The 23282-nt window shown below is 74.6% G+C and carries 24 protein-coding genes and 1 riboswitch; of the genes, 4 read left to right on the forward strand and 20 right to left on the reverse strand.

The features are described 5' to 3' along the window. Positions 1 to 18: 18 nt before the first annotated feature. The 13 genes from AB0K07_RS14610 to AB0K07_RS14670 all read right to left on the reverse strand — a co-directional run bounded on the left by AB0K07_RS14610 (position 19) and on the right by AB0K07_RS14670 (position 13489). The gene (locus AB0K07_RS14610) at positions 19 to 948 is read right to left on the reverse strand and encodes a hypothetical protein (protein WP_363755143.1); all 930 of its coding nucleotides are present in this window, start codon (positions 946 to 948) and stop codon (positions 19 to 21) included. After that, on the reverse strand, positions 945 to 1460 hold the full coding sequence (locus tag AB0K07_RS14615) for a phage tail protein (protein WP_363755145.1): 516 nt from the start codon (positions 1458 to 1460) through the stop codon (positions 945 to 947). Before AB0K07_RS14615 ends, AB0K07_RS14610 begins: the two co-directional genes overlap by 4 nt. Beyond that, positions 1441 to 4092 (reverse strand): putative baseplate assembly protein, encoded by a 2652-nt coding sequence (locus AB0K07_RS14620; RefSeq protein WP_363755147.1) that lies wholly within the window; start codon positions 4090 to 4092, stop codon positions 1441 to 1443. The genes AB0K07_RS14615 and AB0K07_RS14620 overlap by 20 nt, the downstream gene beginning before the upstream one ends. Next, on the reverse strand, positions 4089 to 4523 hold the full coding sequence (locus AB0K07_RS14625; protein WP_363755149.1) for a GPW/gp25 family protein: 435 nt from the start codon (positions 4521 to 4523) through the stop codon (positions 4089 to 4091). Before AB0K07_RS14625 ends, AB0K07_RS14620 begins: the two co-directional genes overlap by 4 nt. Continuing rightward, entirely contained in the window at positions 4520 to 4858 is a 339-nt protein-coding gene (locus AB0K07_RS14630) for a hypothetical protein (protein ID WP_363755151.1), read from the reverse strand. Before AB0K07_RS14630 ends, AB0K07_RS14625 begins: the two co-directional genes overlap by 4 nt. Then, a complete protein-coding gene (locus tag AB0K07_RS14635) occupies positions 4858 to 6453 on the reverse strand; it encodes a contractile injection system protein, VgrG/Pvc8 family (protein WP_363755153.1) in 1596 nt (531 codons plus the stop codon). Before AB0K07_RS14635 ends, AB0K07_RS14630 begins: the two co-directional genes overlap by 1 nt. Continuing rightward, the gene (locus tag AB0K07_RS14640) at positions 6450 to 7442 is read right to left on the reverse strand and encodes a hypothetical protein (RefSeq protein WP_363755155.1); all 993 of its coding nucleotides are present in this window, start codon (positions 7440 to 7442) and stop codon (positions 6450 to 6452) included. The genes AB0K07_RS14635 and AB0K07_RS14640 overlap by 4 nt, the downstream gene beginning before the upstream one ends. A 1695-nt stretch (positions 7443 to 9137) precedes the next feature. Next, complete coding sequence (locus tag AB0K07_RS14645) at positions 9138 to 9620, reverse strand: phage tail protein (RefSeq protein ID WP_210908047.1); 483 nt, start codon at positions 9618 to 9620, stop codon at positions 9138 to 9140. A 4-nt stretch (positions 9621 to 9624) separates the two neighbouring features. Then, complete coding sequence (locus AB0K07_RS14650; RefSeq protein ID WP_363755158.1) at positions 9625 to 10872, reverse strand: phage tail sheath subtilisin-like domain-containing protein; 1248 nt, start codon at positions 10870 to 10872, stop codon at positions 9625 to 9627. Positions 10873 to 10895: 23 nt separating this feature from the next. Beyond that, the gene (locus tag AB0K07_RS14655; protein ID WP_363755160.1) at positions 10896 to 11594 is read right to left on the reverse strand and encodes a carboxypeptidase regulatory-like domain-containing protein; all 699 of its coding nucleotides are present in this window, start codon (positions 11592 to 11594) and stop codon (positions 10896 to 10898) included. Further along, positions 11591 to 12199, reverse strand: a complete 609-nt coding sequence (locus tag AB0K07_RS14660) for a glycine zipper family protein (RefSeq protein WP_363755162.1) — start codon at positions 12197 to 12199, stop codon at positions 11591 to 11593. The genes AB0K07_RS14655 and AB0K07_RS14660 overlap by 4 nt, the downstream gene beginning before the upstream one ends. Before the next feature lie 11 nt (positions 12200 to 12210). Further along, positions 12211 to 12555, reverse strand: a complete 345-nt coding sequence (locus AB0K07_RS14665; RefSeq protein ID WP_363755164.1) for a hypothetical protein — start codon at positions 12553 to 12555, stop codon at positions 12211 to 12213. Positions 12556 to 12700: 145 nt separating this feature from the next. Then, positions 12701 to 13489, reverse strand: coding sequence for a DUF3153 domain-containing protein (locus tag AB0K07_RS14670; protein WP_363755166.1), 789 nt, complete (start codon positions 13487 to 13489; stop codon positions 12701 to 12703). 178 nt (positions 13490 to 13667) lie between these two features. Between AB0K07_RS14670 and AB0K07_RS14675 the strand changes: the two genes are divergently transcribed. After that, entirely contained in the window at positions 13668 to 13817 is a 150-nt protein-coding gene (locus AB0K07_RS14675) for a hypothetical protein (RefSeq protein ID WP_363755168.1), read from the forward strand. 59 nt (positions 13818 to 13876) lie between these two features. Here the strand turns inward: AB0K07_RS14675 and AB0K07_RS14680 are convergent, their stop codons facing one another. Further along, a complete protein-coding gene (locus tag AB0K07_RS14680; RefSeq protein WP_363755170.1) occupies positions 13877 to 14815 on the reverse strand; it encodes an AraC family transcriptional regulator in 939 nt (312 codons plus the stop codon). A gap of 112 nt (positions 14816 to 14927) precedes the next feature. Here AB0K07_RS14680 and AB0K07_RS14685 point away from each other — a divergent pair, with 112 nt between their 5' ends. Beyond that, complete coding sequence (locus AB0K07_RS14685; protein ID WP_363755172.1) at positions 14928 to 16049, forward strand: FUSC family protein; 1122 nt, start codon at positions 14928 to 14930, stop codon at positions 16047 to 16049. Positions 16050 to 16062: 13 nt separating this feature from the next. Here AB0K07_RS14685 and AB0K07_RS14690 read toward each other — a convergent pair whose 3' ends face one another. Then, complete coding sequence (locus AB0K07_RS14690; RefSeq protein WP_363755174.1) at positions 16063 to 16770, reverse strand: phospholipase; 708 nt, start codon at positions 16768 to 16770, stop codon at positions 16063 to 16065. 124 nt (positions 16771 to 16894) lie between these two features. After that, positions 16895 to 17884 (reverse strand): LacI family DNA-binding transcriptional regulator, encoded by a 990-nt coding sequence (locus AB0K07_RS14695; RefSeq protein ID WP_363755176.1) that lies wholly within the window; start codon positions 17882 to 17884, stop codon positions 16895 to 16897. Positions 17885 to 18048: 164 nt separating this feature from the next. Here AB0K07_RS14695 and AB0K07_RS14700 point away from each other — a divergent pair, with 164 nt between their 5' ends. Continuing rightward, positions 18049 to 19314 carry an MFS transporter gene (locus AB0K07_RS14700; RefSeq protein WP_363755178.1) on the forward strand — a complete coding sequence of 422 codons (1266 nt, stop codon included), beginning with the start codon at positions 18049 to 18051 and terminating at the stop codon, positions 19312 to 19314. A 156-nt stretch (positions 19315 to 19470) separates the two neighbouring features. Here AB0K07_RS14700 and AB0K07_RS14705 read toward each other — a convergent pair whose 3' ends face one another. From AB0K07_RS14705 to AB0K07_RS14720, 4 genes are all read right to left on the reverse strand, one after another. Next, a complete protein-coding gene (locus AB0K07_RS14705; protein ID WP_363755180.1) occupies positions 19471 to 20136 on the reverse strand; it encodes a hypothetical protein in 666 nt (221 codons plus the stop codon). A 29-nt stretch (positions 20137 to 20165) separates the two neighbouring features. Continuing rightward, the gene (locus tag AB0K07_RS14710; RefSeq protein WP_363755182.1) at positions 20166 to 20642 is read right to left on the reverse strand and encodes a hypothetical protein; all 477 of its coding nucleotides are present in this window, start codon (positions 20640 to 20642) and stop codon (positions 20166 to 20168) included. A 103-nt stretch (positions 20643 to 20745) separates the two neighbouring features. After that, on the reverse strand, positions 20746 to 21465 hold the full coding sequence (locus AB0K07_RS14715) for a hypothetical protein (RefSeq protein ID WP_363755184.1): 720 nt from the start codon (positions 21463 to 21465) through the stop codon (positions 20746 to 20748). Then, positions 21458 to 22039, reverse strand: coding sequence for an RNA polymerase sigma factor (locus AB0K07_RS14720; protein ID WP_363755186.1), 582 nt, complete (start codon positions 22037 to 22039; stop codon positions 21458 to 21460). The genes AB0K07_RS14715 and AB0K07_RS14720 overlap by 8 nt, the downstream gene beginning before the upstream one ends. Positions 22040 to 22161: 122 nt before the next feature. Between AB0K07_RS14720 and AB0K07_RS14725 the strand changes: the two genes are divergently transcribed. Continuing rightward, positions 22162 to 22497: a hypothetical protein gene (locus AB0K07_RS14725; RefSeq protein ID WP_363755188.1), complete on the forward strand. Its 336-nt coding sequence runs from the start codon at positions 22162 to 22164 to the stop codon at positions 22495 to 22497. Positions 22498 to 23036: 539 nt separating this feature from the next. Continuing rightward, a riboswitch (cobalamin riboswitch) is annotated at positions 23037 to 23166 on the forward strand. The last annotated feature ends 116 nt before the right edge of the window (positions 23167 to 23282 follow it).

A 23282-nucleotide genomic window follows, 5' to 3' on the forward strand; every position in this document is an offset into this window, starting at 1 on the left:
AAAGTTTCCGCCGACCGCTCATCGTTGCGCGACCGCCCCGGTCACCTCGGTGAAGCGGATCTGGTCGACCCCGGCGAAGTACCGGTCGGCGCCCTGGGTCTTGCCCACCGCGATCAGGGTGAGCGTGTGCCGCCCGGGTCCGAGCCGGATGGTGCCGACGTCGGTGAAGTCCTCCAGGACCACCTTCGGGGTGAAGCCGAAGAAGGTGCCGCCGACCTGCGTACCGTCGATCTGCCAGATGGTGTTGGCGTAGTCGAACGAGGTGGTGCGCACCGTGGAGAAGCGCCAGACGGCGTCGGCCGGCAGGTCGACGGTGAGGCTCACCCGGTCGCCCGGCGCCCGGCCCTGGAAGAACATCTGCTGGTTTCCCGACCAGGTCACCGCGCAGCAGTTCGGCTGCGACACCACCGCCACCGCGGCCCCGGCCGGGGACTCCACCCGCGCGCCGTCGACCAGGCTCTCCGCCTCCAGCGTCACGACCCTCGGCGCACCGGGCGGGGCGTCGTCGGGTCGGGTCAGCAGGTAGCCGACGACCCCGCCGACCAGCAGCACCAGCGCCGCCGCAGCCGCGATCCACGGCCAGGGAGTCCGCTTCGGCGGGGCGACGGCCCGCACCTCGTAGGTGACCCGGCCGCTCGAGCGGGAGCTCTCCTCCGGCGCGGTGTTCGCCGAGTACGCGAACCCGGTCATGTCGTAGCGCCGGGGCGGGGTGCCCGCCGGCACGGCGAGCTTGACCAGGAACGAGACCGAGCCCTGCCCGGGCACCACCCGCTGCGGCTCGGTCACCGTGAACCAGGCCCGCTGGGAGCCCTCGCCGGGCGCCACGTCGAACACCACCGTGTCCGGCGCGTTGCCCGGGTTGGAGACGGTGAAGGTCAGCTCGCCGCTGTTGCGCGGGTCGAGGGTGAACTGTTCGGCGGCGGCGACGACCGCCCACTCGGTGGTCATGACGACTCCTCTGCGACGACGATCTCGACGGTGGTCGAGGCGGGCTTCTCCGCCTCGACGATGCGGGTGATCACGGCGAGCTGGTCGGCGGCGGCGGCCGGCACCCGCACCACGACGTGGAACGGCTGGTCCGCCGGTTCGTCCAGGGCGAAACCATTGACACCGGTAGCCACCTCGAGAGCCTTTCGCATCCCGTACGGGGTGCCGCGCCAGCGGGCCAGCAGCGCGCCGTTGGCCACCAGGTCGCGCAGCCGGCCCACCGGCAGCGGCAGCGGGGTGTCCGGGCGGGGTGACGCCACCACGTGGTCCATCGCCACCCAGCGGGTCAGCTGCACGACCAGCCCGTCCGGCGCCCGGTACGGGTCGAACAGGGCGTCCACCTCGGCGAGGATCGCCTCGTCCGGGGCGTGCAGGCCCTCCATCACCTCCAGCAGCGCCCAGAGCACGCTGCCCGGCACGCAGGCCCGCTGGTACGCGGCGGGCAGCAGCCGCTCAATCGCCGAGCGTCGCATCCTGCCGCACCACCTCGATGTCGTGCTCGCCGGAGCAGAGCAGCCAGGTGTCGGGAACGGTCACCACGTCGGCGGTGGCCTGGTTGGCGCTGGCGGTCCAGTCCACCGCGCCGGCGCTGCGGTAGACGCCGCGCGCCCCGCCCGCCAGGATCAGCCGTTCCTGGCCGGCGCCGGTGGCCGCGCCGCCGCTGACCGCGATGGCGTCGACCGGCTCGAACCGGGTCCGGTCCCGCAGCGGCAACCCACAGTTGACCGACACCGGTTGCCACTGCGGCTGGGCGGCCAGAGTGTCCAGCCGTAGCACCCCGCCGCTCTGGGTGGCCGCCAGCGCCAGCGGCCCGGCGAACGCGAGATCCCGGCAGGTGCCGCCGATCCATCCCGCCTGCACCGACTGCCACTGCACGTCGGACTCGAACAGCCGGGTGCGGTGGCAGCCCTGGCCCGGCTTCTTCGGGTCCGGTTCGCCGGCGCCGCTCCACAGCAACGTGGCCGGGCCGTCGTACTGCACCGCCAGCACCCGGTTGTCCACATTGGAGAGACCGACGTGGGCGAAGCTGCCCGGCCGGCCGCCCGCCGTCGACAGGTACACCCCGAAGCCGGCCTGCGCGGCCACCGCCACGCCCGGTGCGCCCCGCTCGGAGACGAACGCGCGTACCGCGTAGAACCCGCGGTCGGCGTCGGACGGGTCGACCAGGATCTGCAGCGGCACCGCGCCGGGCAGCAGCGACACCTCGTACAGGCCGGTGTCGGTGGCCACCAGCAGGGCGCCCGCGCCGTCGCGATCCAGCCAGGCCACGTCGGAGATCCGCGAGTCCAGGTCGGTCAGCAGTGACCACGTCTCGCCGAGGTCGGTGCTCAGGTGCACCCGGGAGCCGCCGGAGGCGCGCAGCGTCACCACGGCCACCGAGCCGGGACGCGGCACGATGCCCGGCCGGGCCGGCGCCGGGGCGGGCGCCACCCGCAGCACCGTCTCGCCGTCGAAGCGGCCGGCCGGCTCCCAGCCCGCGCCGGCGTTGCTGGAGCGGAACAGCACCGGACCGCGCCCGGCGTACCAGGTGCGGGGCTGGTACTGGTCGACGGCGAGGGCACGTACCTCGGCGTCGGGCGCCTCGTCGACCACGAACCGCACCGACTCGACGTAGCGCACGCCCGGCTCGGCGTGCTCCAGCAGCCGGTACACATTGGACGCCCGCAGCGGCTCCCCGAACGGCCAGCCGGTCGGGTTGAGCGCGGTGGGCAGCGGGCTCAGCGTCTGGTGCAGCCGGTCGTGGATCCGCCGGCGGACCGCGTCCACGTCCTCCTCCCGCCGCACCACCACCCGGGCCCGCACCGAGACCGCCTTGAACCGGGCCCAGGTCGCCCGGGACCGGATGCCGACCATCCGGCGCTCCTCGAGATCCGACTCCACCCGGCGCCGCGCCTCGGGCACCTCGTGCTCGCGCAGCACCGACACCGGCAGCCGGCCACCCGGGCGGGCCGTCGGCGGCACGTACGGCACCAGCACCACCTCGACCTCGCCCGGCCGGGCGAAGCTGTACACGGCGGCGCGGGTGAACGCCCGGGCCCGGGCCACCGCGCCGGAGCTGGTGGCCAGCACCTCGAAGTCGCGGGCGGTGACCGCGCGCTGCTGGGCGAAGAATTCGTACGGGCCGCGCAGCAGCACCGACTCCAGGGCCTCCATCTCCCGGCCGCCGGCCGCCGGTGCCGGGTTGTCGACGCGTACCCCGGGCAGGGGGTCGCGCAGGCTGGTCAGTGTGCCGGCCGCCACGTTGCCGGTCGGCCCGCCGCCGGCCCGGTACCAGAGCCGGACCTGCCGCCCGGCCGGTGGGACCGCCGCCACGGTCACCGGCGACCGCGCCGGGTCGGTCGGCGGGAGCTCGCCGGGGACAGCCGGGTGGGCCGGTCCGGCCGGGGCACGCAGGTCGAGGGCGGGAGCGAAGGTGACCGTCCCCGAGCAGCGGTCGATCAGGTACGCCTTGGCCTGCGGGCCGAGCCCGGCGAAGCTGTCCACCGGCTGCCAGATCTCGAACGTGCGGCCGTCGTGCTCGCGCGCCGCCGCGCCCAGCTCCACCGTGCCGGCCGGCACCTCCACGCCGAGCAGCAGGTCCAGCGGCTCGGCGGTGTGCGCGAGCGGGGCCCGGGCCGCCCGCAGCACCTGGCCGGGCTGACCGGTGCCGACGCCGAGCAGCTCCGCCTCGACCGGCTCGCAGTGGTGCATCCGTACGGTCACCGAGGTCTCGCCGGCGGGCAGCAGCGCCGGCTCGGTGGTGACGAACACGACCGGCCGGGGATCGGCGCCGCGGGCCGCCGCGACCCGCAGGCCGGCTGGGATGCGCACCGCGCCCCGGTCGGTGCCGCCGCGGGTGAACCGGACGTCCGCCCAGGCGGCGGTGGGCGCGTGCCGGGCCACCCCGAGCAGGTTCAGGAACGAGACGTACGCCTTCTCCGGCAACTGGTTCAGCCGGTAGATCATCACCTCGGTGAGGTGCGCGAACGCCTCCACCAGCGCCATGCCCGGGTCGTGCGCCGACAGGTCGGTCCAGGCCGGGCAGGACTGCCGGATCCGCTCGCGGGCCTCGGTGACCAGATCGAGGAACGCGCGGTCGTCCAGGTGCGGCACGGGCAGCGTCATGACCGTCCTCCCTGTGCCGGTTCGTCGAGCGGAAGCAGGTCCACGGAGAAGACCAGCTGCCCGGGGGTCAGGCTGGCCCGCACCCGGTAGTCCAGCCGGATCACCAGCCGCCACGCGTCGTCCGGGTCCGGCCCGGCGTCCACGTCGATCACCTCGACCCGGGGCTCCCACCGGGCGATGGCCTGCCGGACGTAGTGGATGGCCAACCCGGCGGTGGTGTCGTCGTTGGGCGCGAACACCAGCCGGTGCAGCCGGGACCCGTACCCGGGTCGCATCAGCCGCTCGCCGGGCGTGGTGGACAGGAGCAGGAACAGCGCCTGGCGGACGCTCTCGTCGCCCTCGGTCATGGCCAGGCCGCCTGCCGCGGTGAGCGCCAACCCACCGTTGCGGCCGGCGTCGAAGCCGGCGCCGACGAAGCGGAAGGCCCTCATCGGTCCGCCTCCAGGAACCGCTGGCGCGGGTCGCGCACCCGGTGGTGGACCGCGTTGGGTGGCGTGCCGTTGGTGAACCCCTCCAGGTGGGACAGCACCACTCGATGCCCGTCGACGCGCAGCCAGTCGCTGTAGCCGACGCGCAGCTTCTCCGTTGTCGTGCACGGCTTGATGGTCGGGCCGTAGTTCGGACAGGCGACGATCTTCCGGCCCTCCGGGTCGTCGTCCACCAGCACCGGCACCCCGGTGATGGTCACCCACCGCTGCGACGGCCGGTTCTCGACCCGGCCGTCGTGGTCGCAGGTGATCACGGAGTCGCGGTGGATCCAGCGCATCAGCCGCCTCCTTCGTGGTGTGCGCGGGCGAGCGCGCGCGCCCGCTCCGCCGCGGTGGTCGGGTCCTCGGTCGACTCGGCGTGCAGGAAGTCCACGCTGCGGGCCCGGACCACCATGGCCCGGCCGGGCGCGGAGATGACCAGGTCGCTCGCGGCGTGCAGGGTGGCCAGGTCGGGCGTGAGTTCCAACCAGCTGCCGCCCTCGGTGGCCAGCCGCAGGCTGCGCTGGACGTCGTCGACGACGATCGACTGCCCGCCGGCCGTCCGCAGCGTCCAGCGGCGGGACCGGCCGTCGTCGATACCCGCGTCGTACGGCTCGACGGCCCCGAACAGCGAGCCGAGCACGATGCCCGACGTCGGCTCGCCACCGGGCAGCGCCACCAGCACGGTGTCGTCCGGGTCGGGGAGCGCCACCAGGCCCTTGCCGCGTCCGGCGCCGGGGCAGAGCACGGCGAGCCACCCGGCGTCGAGGTCCCCGTACGAGGGCAGGGTCAGCCGGACCCGGCCCAGCCCGTCCGGGTCGGCGACGTCGGTGACCGTCCCGAGCGTGACCACCGCACCCGCGCTCGACGCGGTGGGCGGGGCGGCCGGTGGCACGGTGGAGAACCGGGTCAGGTGCCCGTTGCCGTCCACGGTGTGCACCACCTCGGTCAGCACGTACGCCCCGGCGACCGGGTCGGGCACGCCGGTCAGATCGATCCGCCGGCCGGGCCGCAGCGCCGGGTCGCCCTCGGCCACCCCCTCGGCCGTGACCAGCGCGGCGGCGCGGACGTCCAGCCGGGCCTGAGCCAACGCGGCCAGCTCGTCGTCGCTGCGGCCGGGCTGGTCGACGGCGGTGCGTACGCCGTCGGCGCCCACGTCGGCCGGATCCGGTCGGTCGGCGGCCGGCCGGCCGCAGCGCGCCTCGTCGGCCTGCTGGCTGATCGGCTCGGCCCGCTGCGGATGCCAGCCCAGCGCCGCGTCGGCGCCGCTGGCCTGGTCCAGGTTCGTGGCCAGCCGCAGGGTGTGCACGCTCGCGCCGAGGGCCAACGCGACCGGGTCCCCGTACCCGTCGAGGGTGACCAGCCGGACCCCGTCGCCGTCGGCGGCCAGGTGCAGCCCGGCCCGGCCGGTCACCTCGCGCAGCAGCTCCAGATCGCTGTGCCGGTGCTGGAGCAGCCGCTCCAGCCGCGGCCCGTCGGTCTCCGCCGTCACGTCCAGCCCGACCTCGCCGCACAGCTCCCGGGCCAGCTCGGCGGCGGTCACCGACGTGAAGACCCGCAGCCCCTGTCGCTTGCGCAACCGGTGCAGCGCGTCGTACGCCCGCAGCCGCAGCACGGCCGCCCCATCGGCGGCGTACTCGACCTCGACGCAGGTCACCTCCCCGGTGAACAGCGCGTCGGCATGATCGGCGAGCCGCACGTCGAGTGCCGTGCCGGGACGGACGGCCGGGTCCAGCGCGCCGCTCCCGGCGGTGGTGGCGAGGACCAGCTCGGCCTGGGTGGGCTGGTCGAGTCGTGCGGACACCCGCAGCGAGCGGACCCGCTGGCGGGCCGCGCCGGCCAGCTCGACGCCGTCGAGCCGGACGGTCAGCGCCCGCGGCGCGCGGCTCGTCATGGTGTGCCGCCCGGGTTCGTGGTGCCGGGCCCGGTGTCGCCCGGGCGGGTGCTGCCGGGGTCGGTGCTGGTCGGGTTGGTGCGGGCTGTGCTGGTGCCGGTCGGTGCGGGGCTGGTCGTCGTTCCGGTGGCCGCGGCCCAGGCCGCTGGCGCGGTGGCGATCGAGGCGCCCACGAACGACGCCCCGGCGCCCACCGCGCCGGCCACCGCCTGTGCCATCCCGGCCACCGCGCCGGCCAGCGTCGACCCGCTGCCGGCGGTGCCGCCGGCCGGGGTGCCGCCGGGCGGCGGGACGGCCAGGGTGGTGCCGGCGGGCACCGCCAGCGGATCGGTGATCCGGTTGTGTTCGGCCAGCAACCGCCAGCGCAGCGGCGAGCCGAGCGCGTCGTTGGCCAGCAGGTCGAAGCGCACGCCGGAGCGGCCAGGCTCGCCGGCGCCGTCGCCGGCGGCGACCACAGCGCTCCCCGGGGCGGCGGTCGGGGTGCTCGCCGCCGCCAACTCCTCGGCGAAGCCGGCCTCCGCCTGATCGGCCGTCTCGGCGGCCCGGACCAGCTTCAGCCGCAGCCAGGAGCGCCGAGGTGAACCGGTGCCGGTGAACGCGTCGAACCGCTCGGCCACCGCGACGATGACGCCGGGCACGTTCCACGTCTTGCCCCAGACCAGCCGGACCAGCGGCGGTCGCAGCCACCCGTGCTCGGCGGTCGAGTTCTCCGCCAGCATCCACAGCGGACGGGTGAGCACCCGCACGTCGGCGGGGCGGACCTGCGCCTCCACGAAGTCGACGTCGAAGAGCAGGTCGAGCACCAGCTCTGTCCGGCCGCCGCCGGTGAACACCAGCGGGTCGTCCGCCAGCCCGGACCCGGTGAGCTGGCCACCGGCGGCAGCCCGACCGCGTACGCCGGCGAGCCGGGTCACCTGCACGGTCTCCGGGTTGAGCAGGCAGTCCACCCGCTCGCCGGAGGAGTCGATGAGGAAGGCGACGCGTTCCATCAGTCACCCGCCTGTTCCCGTTCCAGCCGGCCCAGCTGGGCCGGGTCCAGTGCCTCGGCGGGCACCGTCCACACCAGGCGGTCGTCCGGCAGCGCCGGCCACAGACCGCTGGCCACCGCCGACCATCCACCGCCAGCCGGCCCTGACCCACCCGGCCACGCCCCGCCGGCGACCGTCGCGCCGGCCCGGTGCCCGGGCCACGGCGGTTCGTCCGGGAGGGCCGGCCAGGGGCCGCTGGCCGCGGAGCGGGTCACGTCGAGCGGGCCACTGGCGAATGCCGAACCCGGCCCATCGGCGTGCCCGGCTCGCTCATCGGCCCGGCCCGGGTGCCGCCCGCGCGGCTCCACACCCGCCGCCGAAACCCCACCCGGCCGCTCGCCCCCGAAAGCCCTCCCGCCGTCCGCGAAGCCTCTCCGGCTGCCATCGGACGCGTCCCGGCCCGTCTCGAAGCCGGTCGGTCCCGCCGCCCGCCCGCCCCCGCGCTCCATGGACCGGCCACTGCCCCGTTCATCCGGCCCGACCGCAGACCTTGGCGGGAACGTGCCCCTGGAGGTGCCGGAATCCAAGATCCGGCCTCGCGTACCGGAGGCGGAGGGAGTTGCTTCGGGACGCCGAGGTTGGCCGGGCGAGGGGGCGGGGATCGCAGGGCGGATCATCGGCCGGGATGGCATGAGGGCTTCCCCCGCCCGTCCCGACCTCAACCACCCGTTTCCGCCGGCAGCGGCGTCGGCACTCCGTCGCGCCGGCCCGTCCAGCCCCGAGGCTCCGTCCGATCCCGTCCGGGCCGGTGCCCCCGGCCCGGACGGCGAAGCGGATCCACGGCGGAAGCGCGGACCGGTCGACGTTGTCGGGCCGTCCGCCACGCCACCCCGCGCCCCGAACGTCGTCCCCGCGCCAGACGCGTCAGCGGCACCGGGTGCACCCCCGGCGCCGGACCCACCGGCCGCGCCGACCCCGCCGCCCCGACCGGACGAGCCGCCAACGCCGGACCGGCCAACGGTGCCGGACGAGCCGGTGGTGCCCAGGTCAGCATGGCCCAGTCCCGCAACGGCCCCCCGCGTGCCGCCGGAAACCCCGGGCCCGCCTGCTGCCCGCCACCCCGCCGGCCCACCGAACCGCTCCGGGGCACCGGGTCCCCGGAATCCACCGCCCGGGCCGCGAAATCCGCCACCGGCGCCCGGCACTGCGGAGCCGCCCGCGCCAGGATCGCCGAATCCACCACCCGCGCCGGGCACGTCGAACCCGCCCGTACCAGGACCGCGGACCGGGTCGCCGGCGTCCGGGCCGTCGACGTGGGCAGGGCCCTCGAACTCAGCCTCGTCATACCTCCGGAACCCACCCGACGGGTCGGCGCTCGACCAGTGACGGTCGGTGCCACCGTCGGCTCGCCCGAGGCCGTCCTCGCGGCCGGACCCGTCGTCGTGTCCGTGCGCGGCACCGTCCCCGCCCGGTCTGCCCGCAGCGCCGGTCGAGACCCGACCATCCGGCGGTACGTCGTCGAGGTCCAGGCCCTGCAGCAGGCCGGGAGCGTGTGCGGCGACCAGGTCCAGCCAGTGCTGCGGTGGCTCGCCGAAGCGGCGCGGCGCCGCCGTGCGGACGTCCACCGGCCCACGCCCGCTCGCGCCGGTGGGCTCGACCCGGCCGGCGAGACGCTGCACCGCCCCGGCCGCCGAGCGCAGCCGGCCGGCCAGCCAACTACGCGGGAGCCGGTGCGGTGGCACCGCCGGTCTCCAGCTCCAGGCCCTCGTAGCGCAGGGTCAGCGACGCGATGGCGATCTCGTGGCTGAGCGTGTTGAGGTGCGCGCCGCGCCACCGGGTGGGCCAGGCGTCGATCAGGTTCCAGCGCAGCACCTCGGCGGTCCCGACGGAGTCCAGCAGCACCACCGAGACGTTGCGGCGGTTGAGTGTGCCCTGGGCGGTCGCGTGCACCCAGTCCCACAGCTCCCGGGACGCGGTGAGCCCGAAGTGCAGCGTCACCGGCTCGTACTCCGCCTGGCCCGGCACCATCCGCATCCGGCCCAAGCCGTGCTCCCGGTACGGCTGGCCCGGGATGTTCACCTCCAGCCCGCTCATCTCGGTGAAGTGGCCGTTGGTGACGCCGTTGATGAGAAGCCGGAAGTTGTACGCCCGGTACGGGTCGACCGGGGCGCCCGGTTGCGGAGTGGCCGTGGTGGGCATGTCGTCAGCCTCCGATCGTCTCGGTCTCGGTGCCGCCGGCCCACTGGCTCAGCTTGAACACCACGAATTCGGCGGGCTTGACGACGGCGATGCCGATGTGGGCGATCACCATGCCCGCGTCGCGGACCTCCGGCGGGTTGGTCTCCTCGTCGCACTTGACGAAGAACGCCTCCTCGGGGCTGCGCCCGAGCAGCGCGCCGTCGCGCCACACCCGGGTCAGGAACGCCCCGATGTCGCGCCGGATCGAGCGCCAGAGGGTGAAGTCGTTGGGCTCGAAGACCATCCACCGGGTGCCGTTGGCGATGGCCTGTTCGATGGCGATGCTGAGCCGGCGCACGTTGAGGTAGCGCCACTCGCTGGCCTCGGCGGCGAGCGTACGGGCACCCCAGACCCGGATGCCCTCACCGGCGAAGTAGCGGATCACGTTGACGCCCTTGGGGTTGAGCACGTCGTGCTCCGGTCGGGTGACCAGGTAGCCCAGGTCGACGGCGCCGCGTACCGGTTCGTTGGCCGGCGCCTTGTGCACGCCGCGCAGGGCGTCGGTGCGGGCCCAGATGCCGGCCAGGTGACCGCTCGGCGGGGTCAGCTCCAGCTCACCGCTGATCGGGTCGCGTACGCGCAGCCACGGGTAGTAGAACGCCCCGAACTCCGACTGCCGGGGTCGGTACGCCGCGCCCTCGTGCCCACCGGAACCGCCAGGACCGGCCGACCCGCCCGAGGCGCTGCCCGAGCCCTCGGCGGGCTTGGGGGGCTTGCCGGAGGACGGCGTGGCGACCCGGGTCAGCGCGGAGATGTCGTCGATGTCCGGCGCCGGGTCGCAGATCGCCACCATGGTGCGGGTCCGTTCGGCCATGCTCAGCAGCGCCTCATGCGCGACCACGTCGTGGAAGCCGGGCGCGGCGATGATGGAGATCTCGTCGATCGCCTCCAGCAGTTGGAGGCCGCCGCGCCGCTGCCCGGTGCCGGTGATCGCGCCGCCCTCGCCGACGTTGACCACCCAGCAGCGGGCGCCGCCGTTGTCCAGGAAGCCGAACACCGCCCGGGCCAGCGGGGTGCTCTCGGCCTGCTCCCCGCCGGCGTAGAGCCGCAGGAACTCGGTCCAGTTGTTGACCGGCACCGCCTTGCCCAGGTGGGCGGAGCGGTCCGGGGCGACGCCGACGAAGGCGGCGATGCTGGTGCTCGCCGGTCCGATCGGTCGGGCGCCGCTGGGGACCTCCTCGACGTAGATGCCGGGGGAGAAGTAGCTGGGCATCGGTCCTCCTGTGCGGGTGGGCGTCAGTGGGTCGGTGGCGCGCAGACGATGACGATGTCGGGTTCGGCGGGGTCGACCTCGGCGGTCAGCACGAGCCCGCGCCCGGTCAGCCGGAGCCGGACCGGGCCGGGGTGCTCGGGGTCGTGCGGTACGCCGACGATCAGGAACCGGCCGTCGGGGTCGGTGCGGGTGACGGACGCCGTGCCGGGCAGTTCGACCCGCATCGCGGCGAGCGGTTGTTCCTCGGGACCGACGACGCGGCCGGTGAGCGTGCGCAGCCCCAGTTGCCGCAGCCGCAGCGGTTGCAGCACCGGTGGCGCGGCGGGGGTCGGGTGGTCCACCTGCGCCGGCACGTCGATCAGCAGCGCGGGACGTGGCACGGTGCCGAAGGCGGTCCACAGTGGTGCCTCGCCGGCCTCCAGCACGACCGGGTAGCGGCCGTCGCTGGTCACGGCCGTGAGCACCCGGTCCAGCCGGTCCAGCCCGGCCGGCCCGGTCACGCAGAGCAGGTAGCGGACCGTGAACCGGTACGGCTCGCGGACCGCGCCGCTGGAGCGGGTCTGCTGTGCCGGGCGCAGTTCGAGGGGCCAGAGGGTGAGCCCGGCGGCGTCGCCGTCGGTACGGGGCGGGCCGATCGGGACGGGTTCGCCCGCCGCGCTGGTCAGCCAGGCGGCCAGCTCGGCGGTGGCCGTCTCGATCGGTCCGCGCCCGTCGGTGCTCATCGCGGCGGCGTCCCCTGGATCCGGTACGCGATGGCCTCGTTCCACACGTGCGGGTAGACGCCGATCTCGAAGTAGCGGGTGAACCGGTTGATCGGCGCGTTGGTGTGGTCGTGGTAGAGCAGCCACACCGGTGCGATGGTGAACAGCACGTAGTTCGCCAGCACCAGCGGGATGTAGAGCGGGCCGAGCAGGCGGCCCTGGAAGATGTGCACGTCCTCGTGACGCTGGATGCCCGAGCTGGATCCGGCGCAGACGGTGCCGATGGTGGTGGCGTAGCGGGGCGAGACCCCCTCCACCACGCTGACCCGGCCGCTGCCCTGCGAGGTGGGCCGGTCCAGCGAGTGGCCGAAGAGCAGGTGCACGGCCAGGTAGATGGCCCCGACGACCGTGTTGAGCAGGCTCCAGGTGTGGTCGACGATGAAGAGGAAGATGCCGCGGGCGTCCGCTGCGTACACCCCGGCGGAGGCCACCGACCAGCCGAAGACCGCGCCGACCAGCAGGCCCACGACGGCGCCGATCAGCAGCCCGATCGGGCCGCCGGCCAGGAGGCCGAACAGGGCGCCGAAGCCCACCTGGACGGCCGCGCTGATGATTCCGAAGATCATGATGTCACTCCTCAGACCCAGGAGCGGAGGATGCGGGGCTCGCGACCTTGCGCGACCTGTGTCGGCGACGCCTGGGTCGCCTGCCGGTTGCCGGGCGGGATCTGGTTGACGCCGAGCGCGGCGGAGAAGATGACCAGCGCGTTGAAGAACGCGATGATCCACTTCTCGCCGCCGGCGTCGTCGGCGAAAGCCGCCGTCACGTAGGACAGCAGGAGTGCGATGCCGATGGCGATCCACTTGCGGGCCTTGTCACCGCTGGGGCCGATCAGCCCGCCGATGACGTTGGTGGCCAGCAGGGTGGCGGCGCTCGCGCCGGCGAGGCTGCCCAGGGCGGCCCAGGTGAAGAGATCGTTCACGGCGATCCCCCTTTTCTGCGATGGTGCGACCGGGATGTGGTGGTGGTGAGGGCCGGTGCTCCCGGGTGGGAGCACCGGCGCCGGTCGCCGTCGTGGCGGGGCGGCCGGGGCCGGGCGTGGCCGGCGGTGCCGGCCACCGGATGGATCAACCGGGCCCGGGCACGCCGGCGGTCGGGCCGGGCGCGGTCGGGCCGGGCGCGGTCGGGCCGGGCGCGGCCGGCGCCGTCGGGCGGCGGCGACGCAGCAGGAGTACGCCCACCGCGGCGAGCAGCAGCAGGAGGAGCAGTCCGCCGACGAGCAGCAGCCAGGGGAACCCGCCCCCGTCGGCGGCGGCGACCGGAGAGGCCGACGGTCGGGGCGGCGCCTCGGCGACGGCGCGTAGTTCGGTCGGCTTGTCCTGGTTGGAGTCCACCTTCCAGGTGACCGACCGGCCGTTGACGGTGCCATTCGAGTCGATCACCCGGCCAGGAAATGTCACGGAGATCTCGAAAGACATCAACTTGAGGAAGGCCTGCTGTTGCTGCGGATTCTGCTGCGCCATTTTCCCGCCGTATTTCGCCGGGTCGAGCGGCAACGTGAATCGGTACAGATCGTCGTCCCGGACCAGTTTGACGCTCTCGCTGTCGAAGGTCGCCAGCGGCGCCTTGCGGTAACTGATCTGGGTGCCGAAGAGTTTGGTGTCCTCGTAACCGGTCTCCTCGCCGGCCGGCAGCGCGGGGATGTTCTGCCGCAGCTCCGCGAAGGCCGTCGGGACGTCCTTGTTGCGCGAGGTCAGCAGGGATTTCTGGGCGGTCAGCAGCAGCTGCCCGTCGACCGTGTCGTCGGCGTTGACGGTGAGCCCCATGTTGAGCTGCATACAACCGCTCAGAACGGCGAGAAGAAGGAGGCACACCGCGACGCGGAGTGCCTTACCGCGGTTGACTCTCCTGGTCATTGGCTCAGTGTGTGTGATCGCTATCACCACGAGCAGTCAGCGATCAGTCACAAGGCAGTCGCCGATCTTACCGGTGTGCTGTCACGTTCGGCTGAGGCTGATGCCAACACAAATGACTACTCTGGAGTTTTGGACTCAACGCCGTTTTCCCACCGGTCGTTTCGGCCTGGCTGCGGGGATGATCGTGATCGCGTGCGTGCTGCTGGTGGACCCGGACGGGCAACTGCTGGTGCGACTGCGGGACGGCAACGCCACCTACCACCCGAACGTGTGGCCGGCGCGCTCACCGCCCCGGCACCCGGCAGCCCGGCCAGCCGGGCCGACCTGACCGCCGCCGTCCGCACCCCTGCTGCACGCCCTGACCGGGAGCTGACCCCGCCGGCGCGATCAGTCGGCGGCAGCGCCGATCCGGTGCTGGCTCGGGCTGATCCCGCGCACCCGGCGGAACGCGGTGCTCAGCGCGTACGGGCTGGCGTAGCCGACCCGGCGGGCTACCGCGCCCAGCGTGGCGTCCGGCTCGCGCAGCAGATCCGCGGCGAGCGCCAGCCGCCACCCGGTCAGGTACGCCATCGGCGGCTCACCGACCAGCTCGGTGAACCGGCGGGCCAGCACCGCCCGGGAGACGCCCACCTCGGCGGCGAGCGCGGCGACCGTCCACGGTCGGGCCGGGTCGTTCTCCAGCAGCCGCAGGGCCGGACCGACCACCGGGTCGCCGGCCGCCCGGTACCAGCCGGGCGCCGTGTCCGCGCGGCCGAACCAGGTGCGCAGCGCGCCGATCAGCAGCAGGTCCAGCAGCCGGTCCAGCACCGCCGCCTGGCCGGGCGCGTCCCGGGTCACCTCCTGCGCCAGCAGCGGGACCAGCGGGCTGCGCCACTCGTCGGCGGGGACCACCAGCAGCGGCGGCAGCGCGGTCAGCAGCCGGCGGCTCACCTCGCCGGGCAGCTGGTACGTGCCGGTCAGCAACACCGTCGACCCGTGCGGGCCGGTGCCCCAGGTGCGCACGCCCAGCGCCATCGACTCGGCCAGCGGCTCGCCGCGCAGGGTGGTGCAGCGCTGACCGGGGTGGATCACCACCTGCGCCGGGGTGGCCGGGTCGTCGGCCACGAGGTAGCCGTCCGGTCCACGCAGTACCGCCACGTCGCCGGGGCGCAGCGTCGCCGCGGCGGCGTCGTCCGGTACGACCCAGGCCGTGCCGCTGACCAGGGCCACGACGGTGAGCGGCGCCCGGTCCTCGACCCGCAGCGCGTACGGCGGGTCGAGCACCGACCGGAGCAGGAAGGCGCCCCGGGCCCGGGGACCGTCGAGCAGCCCGGTTAGCGGGTCCATCGCGCGATGGTAGACGATCACGAGGGGCGCTCCGGGCGCCGTGAGACGGTCGTCTGGGCCCGGGCGACCGGGAGGCTGGCAGCGCGCAGCGCGGTGGGGGAGGTGGGCGGAGGTGCGGTTCAGCGGCGTGCGGGTGGCCGGCGACCGGCTGCGCCACGGCTGGCGGCCGGTGCTGGAGACGACCCTCGCCGCGACGGTGGCCTGGTTGCTGGCCACCCGTCTGCTCGGGCATCCGCAGCCCTTCTTCGCGCCGGCCGCCGCCCTGATCGTCCTCGGTCAGGCCCGGGGGCAGCGGATCCGGCGGGCCGTCGAGGTCGTCCTCGGGGTCGCCGCCGGTGTGCTGGTGGCGGACCTCGTGGTGCAGGCGCTGGGCCCGGGCAGCACGTGGACGGTCTTCACCGTCATCCTGCTCACCGTCCTGCTCGCGGTTGCCTTCGGCGCCACCGGTGTGACGTTGGTGCAGGCCGCGGTCTCGGCGCTCTATCTGGTGGTCGTCGCGCCGCCGGACGGCTCGCTGGTGCCGTTCCGGTTCGTCGACGCGCTGATCGGCGGCGCCGTCGCGCTCGCCGTCAGCCTGCTGGTCGACGCCCGGCATCCGCTGGCCCCGCTGGCCGCCGAGGTGCGGCGGACCTTCGACGAACTGGCCGGGCTGCTGAGCGGGATCGCCGACGCGTTGGACCGCCGCGACGAGGCCGGCGTGGTCGCCGCGCTGACCCAGGCCCGGGGCATGGACGCCCGGGTCGACGGGCTGCGCGACGGGGTGCTCGCGGCCGGCGAGGCGCTGCGGCTCAACGTGCGCCGGCGCCGGCACATCGGCCGGCTGCGGTCGGTGGACGAGTCGATCCGGCAGATCGACTACGCGGTACGCAACGTCCGGGTGCTGGCCCGTGCCGGCGTGACCCTCAGCCGGCTGCACGCCCCGGCGCAACCCGAGTTGAACGCCGCGTTGCGGTCGCTCGCCGAGGCGGTCGGGGAGGCCGGTGCGGCGCTCGCCGCCGACCTGGACGGGCGGGAGGAGGCCGCCGACCGGCACGCCACCCGGGCGGACGAGGCGGCGCTGGCCGCCGTGCGGACCGCCGGGCAGCTCTTCGGGTCGACCCAGACCCTCCCGCTCGCGATGATCATCGGACAGGTCCGGGCCACGGCCATCGACCTGCTGCGCGGCCTCAGCCCCGACGACGACGCCACCGTCCTCACCCGGGTCGACGACGCCCTCGGCCTTCCCCTGGTCTGATCCGGCACCACCGTCAGGGTGCGGTGGTCAGCCAGGTGGTGGCGGACTGGCGGATGGGGGCAGGGATCTCGTGGCCGCCGGGGAACTCCTCGTAGGCGACCTCGTAGCCGAGGTCGTGCAGGTGCGGGACGAGCCGACGGCTGCACACGTCGATCGGCAGGACACGGTCGTCCACCCCGTGCGAGACGAAGATCCGCGGCCGGCCGTGGGTGACCAGCGGCGCGGCGAAACCGGGGGAGAAGGCCAGCACCGCGTCGACCAGCTCGCCGTTGGTCAGGCCCAGCGACAGCGCGTACGAGGCGCCGTCGGAGAACCCGCCGAACGTCACGTCGCGCACCGGGTAGCCGTCGAAGACGGTGGCCAGCAGACCGTCGATGCGCCGCACGTCCACCCCGAAGCCCCCGGCGATCAGGTCCCAGCTGCTCGCGACCGCCTGCGGGGCGACCAGCAGCAGGTGGTGCGCGTCCGCGACCGGCAGCAGCAACTCCAGCCCCTGCCGTGCGGACCCGCCCGCCCCGTGCAGCAGCAGCACCAACCGGTACGCCGCGCCGGCCGCGGCCGGCTCCGGGGCGTACACCATGGCCAGCAGCCCTCCGTCGGGGGCGCTCAGCGGCAGCAGGCCGGCGGGCGCCGGGCTCCCCGGCGGGCGTGGCCGGGCGGCCAACCGGCCGTGCCGGGGGTCGTCCACCGGCTGTCGGGCCGGCGGCCTGAGTTCGGACACGGGTCACCGTTCCTCGCTGTCGGCGGGGTGTGCGCCGCGGTTACCCGGCCCGCCACGGGTTAACCGCCGGTCGGCACCGACCGCGCTGCCGGCCCGGCGGGGCGGGCGGAGCACCTCAACCGGGTCAGGCGCTGTCGCGGGCCACCAGGGCGGACGGGAAGAGGGTCACCGGAGCGGTCAGGCGCCGGTCCAGCACGGCGGTGGCCGCGGCGACGGCGATCCGGCCCACCGGGTGACTCGCGGTGGTCAGCGCCGGGGCGGTCATGGCGGCCAGCGGGATGTCGTCGAAGCCGGCCACGGCCACGTCGCCGGGCACCCGCACACCGCCGTCGCGCAGCGCGGCGATCACCCCGAGGGCGGTCTCGTCGCTGATCGCGTAGATCGCGTCGATGTCCGGCCAGCGCCGCAGCGCCTCGCCGGCCGCCGTCCGGCCGCGGGCCGCGGTGAAGTCCCCGGGCAGCACGCGCTCCGGCATCCCCGCCTGACGCATCAGCCGGCGGTACGCCTGCACCGGGCGTTGCGAGCAGGGCAGCCAGCGGGGGCCGGTCACCATGGCGATCCGCCGGCGACCCGTGGCGTACAGGTGGCGCAGCACCTCGTCGGCGCCGGCGCCGTTGTCGACGTCGAACGACGGGACGGCGGCCGAGCCGATGCCGATCGAGGCGACCCGGCCACGCAGCGACCGCGGCACGGCGTCCAGCAGATCCTCGGTGGTGTTCACCAGCACCACCCCGCACACGCTGCCGTCCCCGGCGAGCTGTTCCAGGCTGCGCGGCTCGCCCAGCGGCAGCCAGTGCAACGCCACCCCGATGGCGGCCGGCGCGCAGACCCGGGCCGCCGCGCCGACCACCCGGTGCACGTACGGATCGTCCAGCACCGCCGCGCTCGGCCCGGCGACCGCCACCACCAGCCGTACGCCGCCGCCGCGCACCAGTGCCCGGGCGGCCGGGTTGGGCACGTAGCCGAGCCGGTCGACCGCTGCGGCGACCCGCTCCCGGGCGGCCGGCGAGGCGAAACCGGTCCGCGCGATCACCCGCGACGCCGTGGACCGGGACACCCCGGCGGCCCGCGCGACGTCCTCCAGCGTTGCCGGCCGGTGTGCCGCTGCCGTCATCGTCCCCTCCCCCCGGGCGATCCGTCCGGGTGGACGGACGCCTGCCGGCATCATGCCCCGGCCAGCCCACCGGCGGTAAGGGCGGCAGGCCCGGTTGTGGTGGAAGCGCTCTCAGGTGTGCGATCGTCCCAGGAGTTCACCACCGAGAAAGAGGAACCACCTTCGTGAGCGCCGCCACCAGCCCGCCCGCCCCTCCGACCACCGCCCCGGCACCCGCACGGGCCGTGCTGAGCGCCCGCAACGGCGTCGCCGTCGTCTTCACCCTCAACGGGCTGGCGGTCGGCAGCTGGTTCTCCCGGGTGCCGGCCGTCCGCGAGGCGTTGGACCTCTCCGCCGGCCGGCTCGGGCTGCTGCTGCTCGCGATGAGCGTCGGCGCGCTGCTCGCCATGCCCACCTCGGGCCTGCTCGCCCAGCGTTTCGGCGCGGCCCGCACCGTGACGCTGGCCACCGTGCTGGTCGCGGTCGGCGTCACCGTGGCCGGGCTGGGCGCCACGGTGGCCGGCTCGTTCGCCGTCGTCGCGGTGGGTCTGGTGGCCTTCGGCTACGGCTCCGGCGCCTGTGACGTGGCGATGAACGTCGAAGCCGCAGCGGTGGAGCGGCGGCTGGGGCGCACCATCATGCCCCGCTTCCACGCGGCCTGGAGCCTCGGCTCGGTGGCCGGCGCGGCACTCGGCGCCGGGGCGGCGCGGCTCGACCTGCCCGTCGGCACGCACCTCGCCGTGGTGGCGGCGGTGGTGCTGACCGGCACGGTGCTCGGCGCCCGATCGTTCCTGCCCCGACCGGCCGTCGACCCGACGGACCGACCGGCGGACGCCACCCCGGCCGGCCGCCGCCGGGCACAGCTCGCCGCCTGGCGGGAGCCGCGCACCCTGCTGATCGGGCTCTTCGTGCTGGTGGCGGCGTTCACCGAGGGCAGCGCCAACGACTGGCTGGCGGTCGCGTTCGTGGACGGGCGCGACCTGAGCGAGGCGGCCGGCGCGGCGGTCTTCGGCGTCTTCGTCGTCGGCATGACCCTGGGCCGCACCGCGGGCACCATCGCCCTGGACCGGTGGGGCCGGGTGCCGGTGCTCACCGGCACCGTCCTGCTCGCCGCGTTCGGCGCGCTCCTCGCCGTACTGGCCGGCTCGGGACCGGTCGCCATCGTCGGCGTCGCGCTCTGGGGGCTGGGCGCGTCGCTGGGCTTCCCGGTCGGGATGAGCGCGGCGGCCGACGAGGAGGCCCACGCGCCCGTCCGGGTCAGCGTGGTCGCGGTGATCGGCTACACCGCGTTCCTGGGCGGGCCGCCGCTGCTGGGCCTGCTCGGCGACCGGGTGGGCACCCTGGACGCGCTGCTGGTGGTGCCGCTGCTGCTGGTGCCGACGCTGGCGTTGGTGCCGGTGCTGCGCCCGCCACGTGCCGCCGAACCGGTTGCGCCAGTATGGAAAAACTAAACCAGGAAGCCGCTGAGCGGTACCGAGTGCGCGGCCGACCGCGCCGCGCGCCCCGCCCCGCCCCGCCCGCTGCCTTCCGTTGATCATGAAGTTAGCGTCCTCGATGCCGGCGTGTCGCGCCGCTAACTTCATGATCACCGGGGTTGGGGGCCGGAGTCAGGGGTGGAGCCAGATGCGGAGGGGGCCCTGTTGGGTGAAGCCCGCTGCCAGGGCGGGGGCCAGGTCCGGTCCGGATTCGTAGCCGACCATTGGTACCCGGGGCACGGTGGCGAGCACCCCGTGCCAGATCTCGCGGGGGTCCACTGTGTGGGCGAACAGGTTGGAGACTCCGTATCCGCTGTCGCCGCTGACCACCGCGCCGCCGACCATCGCGCCCCGGTCGTCGTGGCGGGCCAGTATCCGTACCCGAGGGTCGGCCAGCAGTGCCGGCCGGAACAACGGCCCGCCACCGTGCGTCGCCGCCCAGCCGGCGAGTTCCGCCGGGGTGGTGACCGGGGTCAGCGGAGCGCCGGCCGGGGGATCGAGCGGTGGCCGGTGGATCCACTGCGCCTCGAAGAGCACCCGGAAGCCGTACCGGGACAGATCGACGTCGGCGAAGCTGTCCTTCACCGAGGCGCCGGGCCCGGCGTCGATCCGGGCCAGCAGCGCGTCGGGGCCGACGCCGGGGCGCAGCGTGATGGCGTCCGGGTACCAGGGTGGGGAGCGGCGGGGAACCGACCAGGCGTCGGCGTCGGTCCGGCCGGTCAGCCCGTGGCTGCCGCAGACGGCGTCGCACCATTCGGCGTTGTTGCGGGCCGCAGCCTCCCGCACCTCCTCGGGCACGCCGCGCAGCCTAGGCGGCCACGGATCCTCTAGGGCAGCCGGTCGGCGTAGACCAGGTCAATCGTGTCGGTGTGCCCCGCCCAGCGGAGTTCCAGGTGCCAGCAACCCGCTTGCGGCATGTCGATGATCGACGGGCCCGGCCCGCCGGCGACCTCCCGGGTCACCGTGGTGTCGGTGCCGTCCAGCGTCGCGGTGATCGCCAGGGCGTCCGGCAGTGCCGTGGCGGACGACGTCGAGGCGGGGCGGGAGACCCACAGGATCTTGTTGTTCGACCCGTCCTGTCTGACGTGCGCGAGCGGGTTGGCGAACAGCACCGCCACGATGTCGCCCTTCGCGCCGAAGACGTGCGGGGCCCGGGCGTCACCGCTGAACCCGGCGTCCGCCCAGTCGGGCAGGGACCCCGTCTCGATCCGCGAGTCGCAACCGGTCGCGGCGGCCCTGCTTGTCGCAGCGTCGACCGGCGCGGCCGACGGGCCGGTGATCGTGCACGCCGTCAGCAGGAGCACCGACCCCACCATCACCCTGCTCCATGAACCCATTTCGCCGCCCCTTCCGGCCGAATCGTGCGTCGCACCATCAAGACACCGCACGGCTGCGCCGGGTTCCGGACTAGTTCAGCGACTCGGCGATCTCGATCGCCTCGGCCTTGGTGAGGTCGCCCTCGAGCCGGTAGCTCACGGCGGCCTTCTGCCAGATCAGCGTCGAGGCGGCGAGCCGGGCCGCCTCCCTGCGAACCTCGCCGGTCCGGTCCACGTAGGCGAGTACGTGCGGGCCGCCGACCCAGACGGCGAAGTCGCCGTCGACCTGGACCCACTCCGCTCCCGGCCGGATGGTCTGCTTGTGGAAGGCCAGGTCGAGACGACCGTCGAAGGCGTCGACGCGCAGCGCGCCCCCGCGGTAGAGCAGCGTCGCCACCCGATGGGCGCCCCGGTCGTCGGGATCGGCGACCAGCACCTGCTCCGGCGGGCCCAGCTTCGCCGGTACACGGATCGGGAACCGCACCGCCCGTTGTGCCTCCTCCAGGGTGGCGGTCCGCTGCGCGGGCAACGGCGACGGGGTGCCGCTGGGCAGCACCGGGTCGGGTGACGTGGCAACGGTGACCCCGGCGAAGCGCAGCAGCTCCGCGACGGCGTCGGCCAGGGCTCCCCGCCCCGGCGGCAGCACCGCCACGAGCAGGGCGACGAGCGCCGCGGCGGCACAGGCGCGCCACCGGCGCCGCCGGGGCGCGGGCGTGGCGAGCCGAGCGCGTACGCGCGCGGTCACGTCCGGCGCGTCGGGTGCCTCCAGCCAGGCCGAGAGGTCGCGCAGCTCCCGTTCGAGGTCATCCACGGCGGACCTCCTCGAGGTCGAGCATGCCGCGCAGCTTCGCCAAAGCCCGGGACGTCCGCGACTTCACCGTGCCCCGGGGCCAGCCCAACGTCGCCACCGTCTCCTCCTCGCTGAGATCGAGGAAGAACCGGCAGACGATCACCTCACGGTCGCGTACCGGGAGTTGGCGCAGGGCCTCCACGAGCGCGGCGCGGCGCTCCCCGGCGAGGACCGCGCCGACCGCGTCGTCCCCGGTGATCTCCGACGTGGGGTTCGCCGCCGCGGCCCGCAGGACGAGGCCGTCGCGGCGGGTGCGCGACCGGTGCAGGTTGCGGGTCTCGTTGGCGACGATCGCCAGCAGCCAGGAGCGGAAGGAGGACTCTCCCCGGTAGCGGGAGAGCTTGCGGTACCCCTTCACGAAGGCCTCCTGGAGGACGTCCTCGGAGTCCGAGCCCGCACCGAGCAGCACCGCCGTCCGGTACGCGGACGCGGTGTGCCGGGCGACCAGGAGGTCGTACGCCTCCAGGTCACCTGCCCGAGCGCGGGTGACGAGCATGTCGTCGTCCAGGGGGACCTCCGGTTGGATCACACTCATGACACCGCTCACGCGCTGCGGGTTCCACCCGCGGCTCGGTCAGCTCACTCCCACCCGGGGTGCAGCGTATTGCCAGGAATCGGTGGTGCACTGGAGTGGCGTCGAGAGGAGAGGAGTTGGTCATGGGCTGGTTCAGTCGGCGGGCCCGGGGCGCCGAGGCGACCCCGACGAAGCTGGACCGGGAGGCGACCCGGGACGACCTCGCCGCGCTCGAGGCGTTCATCGCCAGCCGGCGGGGGGTGGAGTTCTACCTGGAGCCGGAGACCACCGCCACCGACACCACGGTGGTGGCGATCGCCCACGACGGCGAGTGGATCCGTCGCCGGACCGGCACCCCGCGCGCGGCGGGCGCCATCGCCCGCAAGCACGCCGTGCCGCTGTACGAGGCGGCGCGCACCGGCTACCCGGAACGGATGCGCATCTGGAGCCGGGCGCACCCGGAACGCCACGCCCGCTGAGGTCGCGGCGTCGCTCGCCGTGGACCGCGCGGCTCCGTCGCCACGGCGGCGGCGCGGGGCGGATCTCGGCCGCGCGCAGGGCTCAGCCACCCGTTGATCATCACACTGCCGCGCTCGCCGGCGACCACCGCGAGTCGGCCTCGACCGCGTCCGGATCGGGACCGCCCGGTCAGAGCCGGACCGCCCGGCGAGCCCAGCGGTGATGATGGCGGTCGAGCCCCCCGGATCGATCGTGGCCGCTGGCGCCCGTCGCCGGCGGATCCAGGGCGAGCGGCAATGATCCGCCGCCCTACCAGGGAGTCCAGGCCCACCGCCATCCTTTGCTCTGCTTCAACGCACGCAACAGTGCGGGCGGATTTTCGTTGCGTGGGGTGAAGCAGAGCAAAGGACGCGGGCATAGACCAGCGGGGCTGTCCGGCCGGCCCCGTCGGGGTCATTCCATCGACCTGCATCGACCGCGTGTCGGCATCGGGCTGGGATTCGGGTGGCGTTGACCGGCGACGGAAAGGTGTGGCAGCATTCGCGGCCTGACGGCAGTGAAGGAAGTCGGTGTGATTCCGACGCGGTCCCGCCACTGTCACCGGGGAGCGATCCCCCCTCGTGAGTCACGGCCGTGTGTCTGCGGTTGGAAGGCCGGGGGAGAGCGTCGATCCGGAAGCCAGGATACTTCGGCCGTCGGGATGTACCCCAGGGCGTGGACACCCGAGGAGGACCCGATGACGCACGGCGTCTCTTTCATCGACGATCATCGTCGTTACCCGCACGGCGGACGCTCCGCCGCACCC

This window comes from Micromonospora sp. NPDC049301, from assembly GCF_040678715.1.
In the GTDB taxonomy this organism is placed as follows: domain Bacteria; phylum Actinomycetota; class Actinomycetes; order Mycobacteriales; family Micromonosporaceae; genus Micromonospora.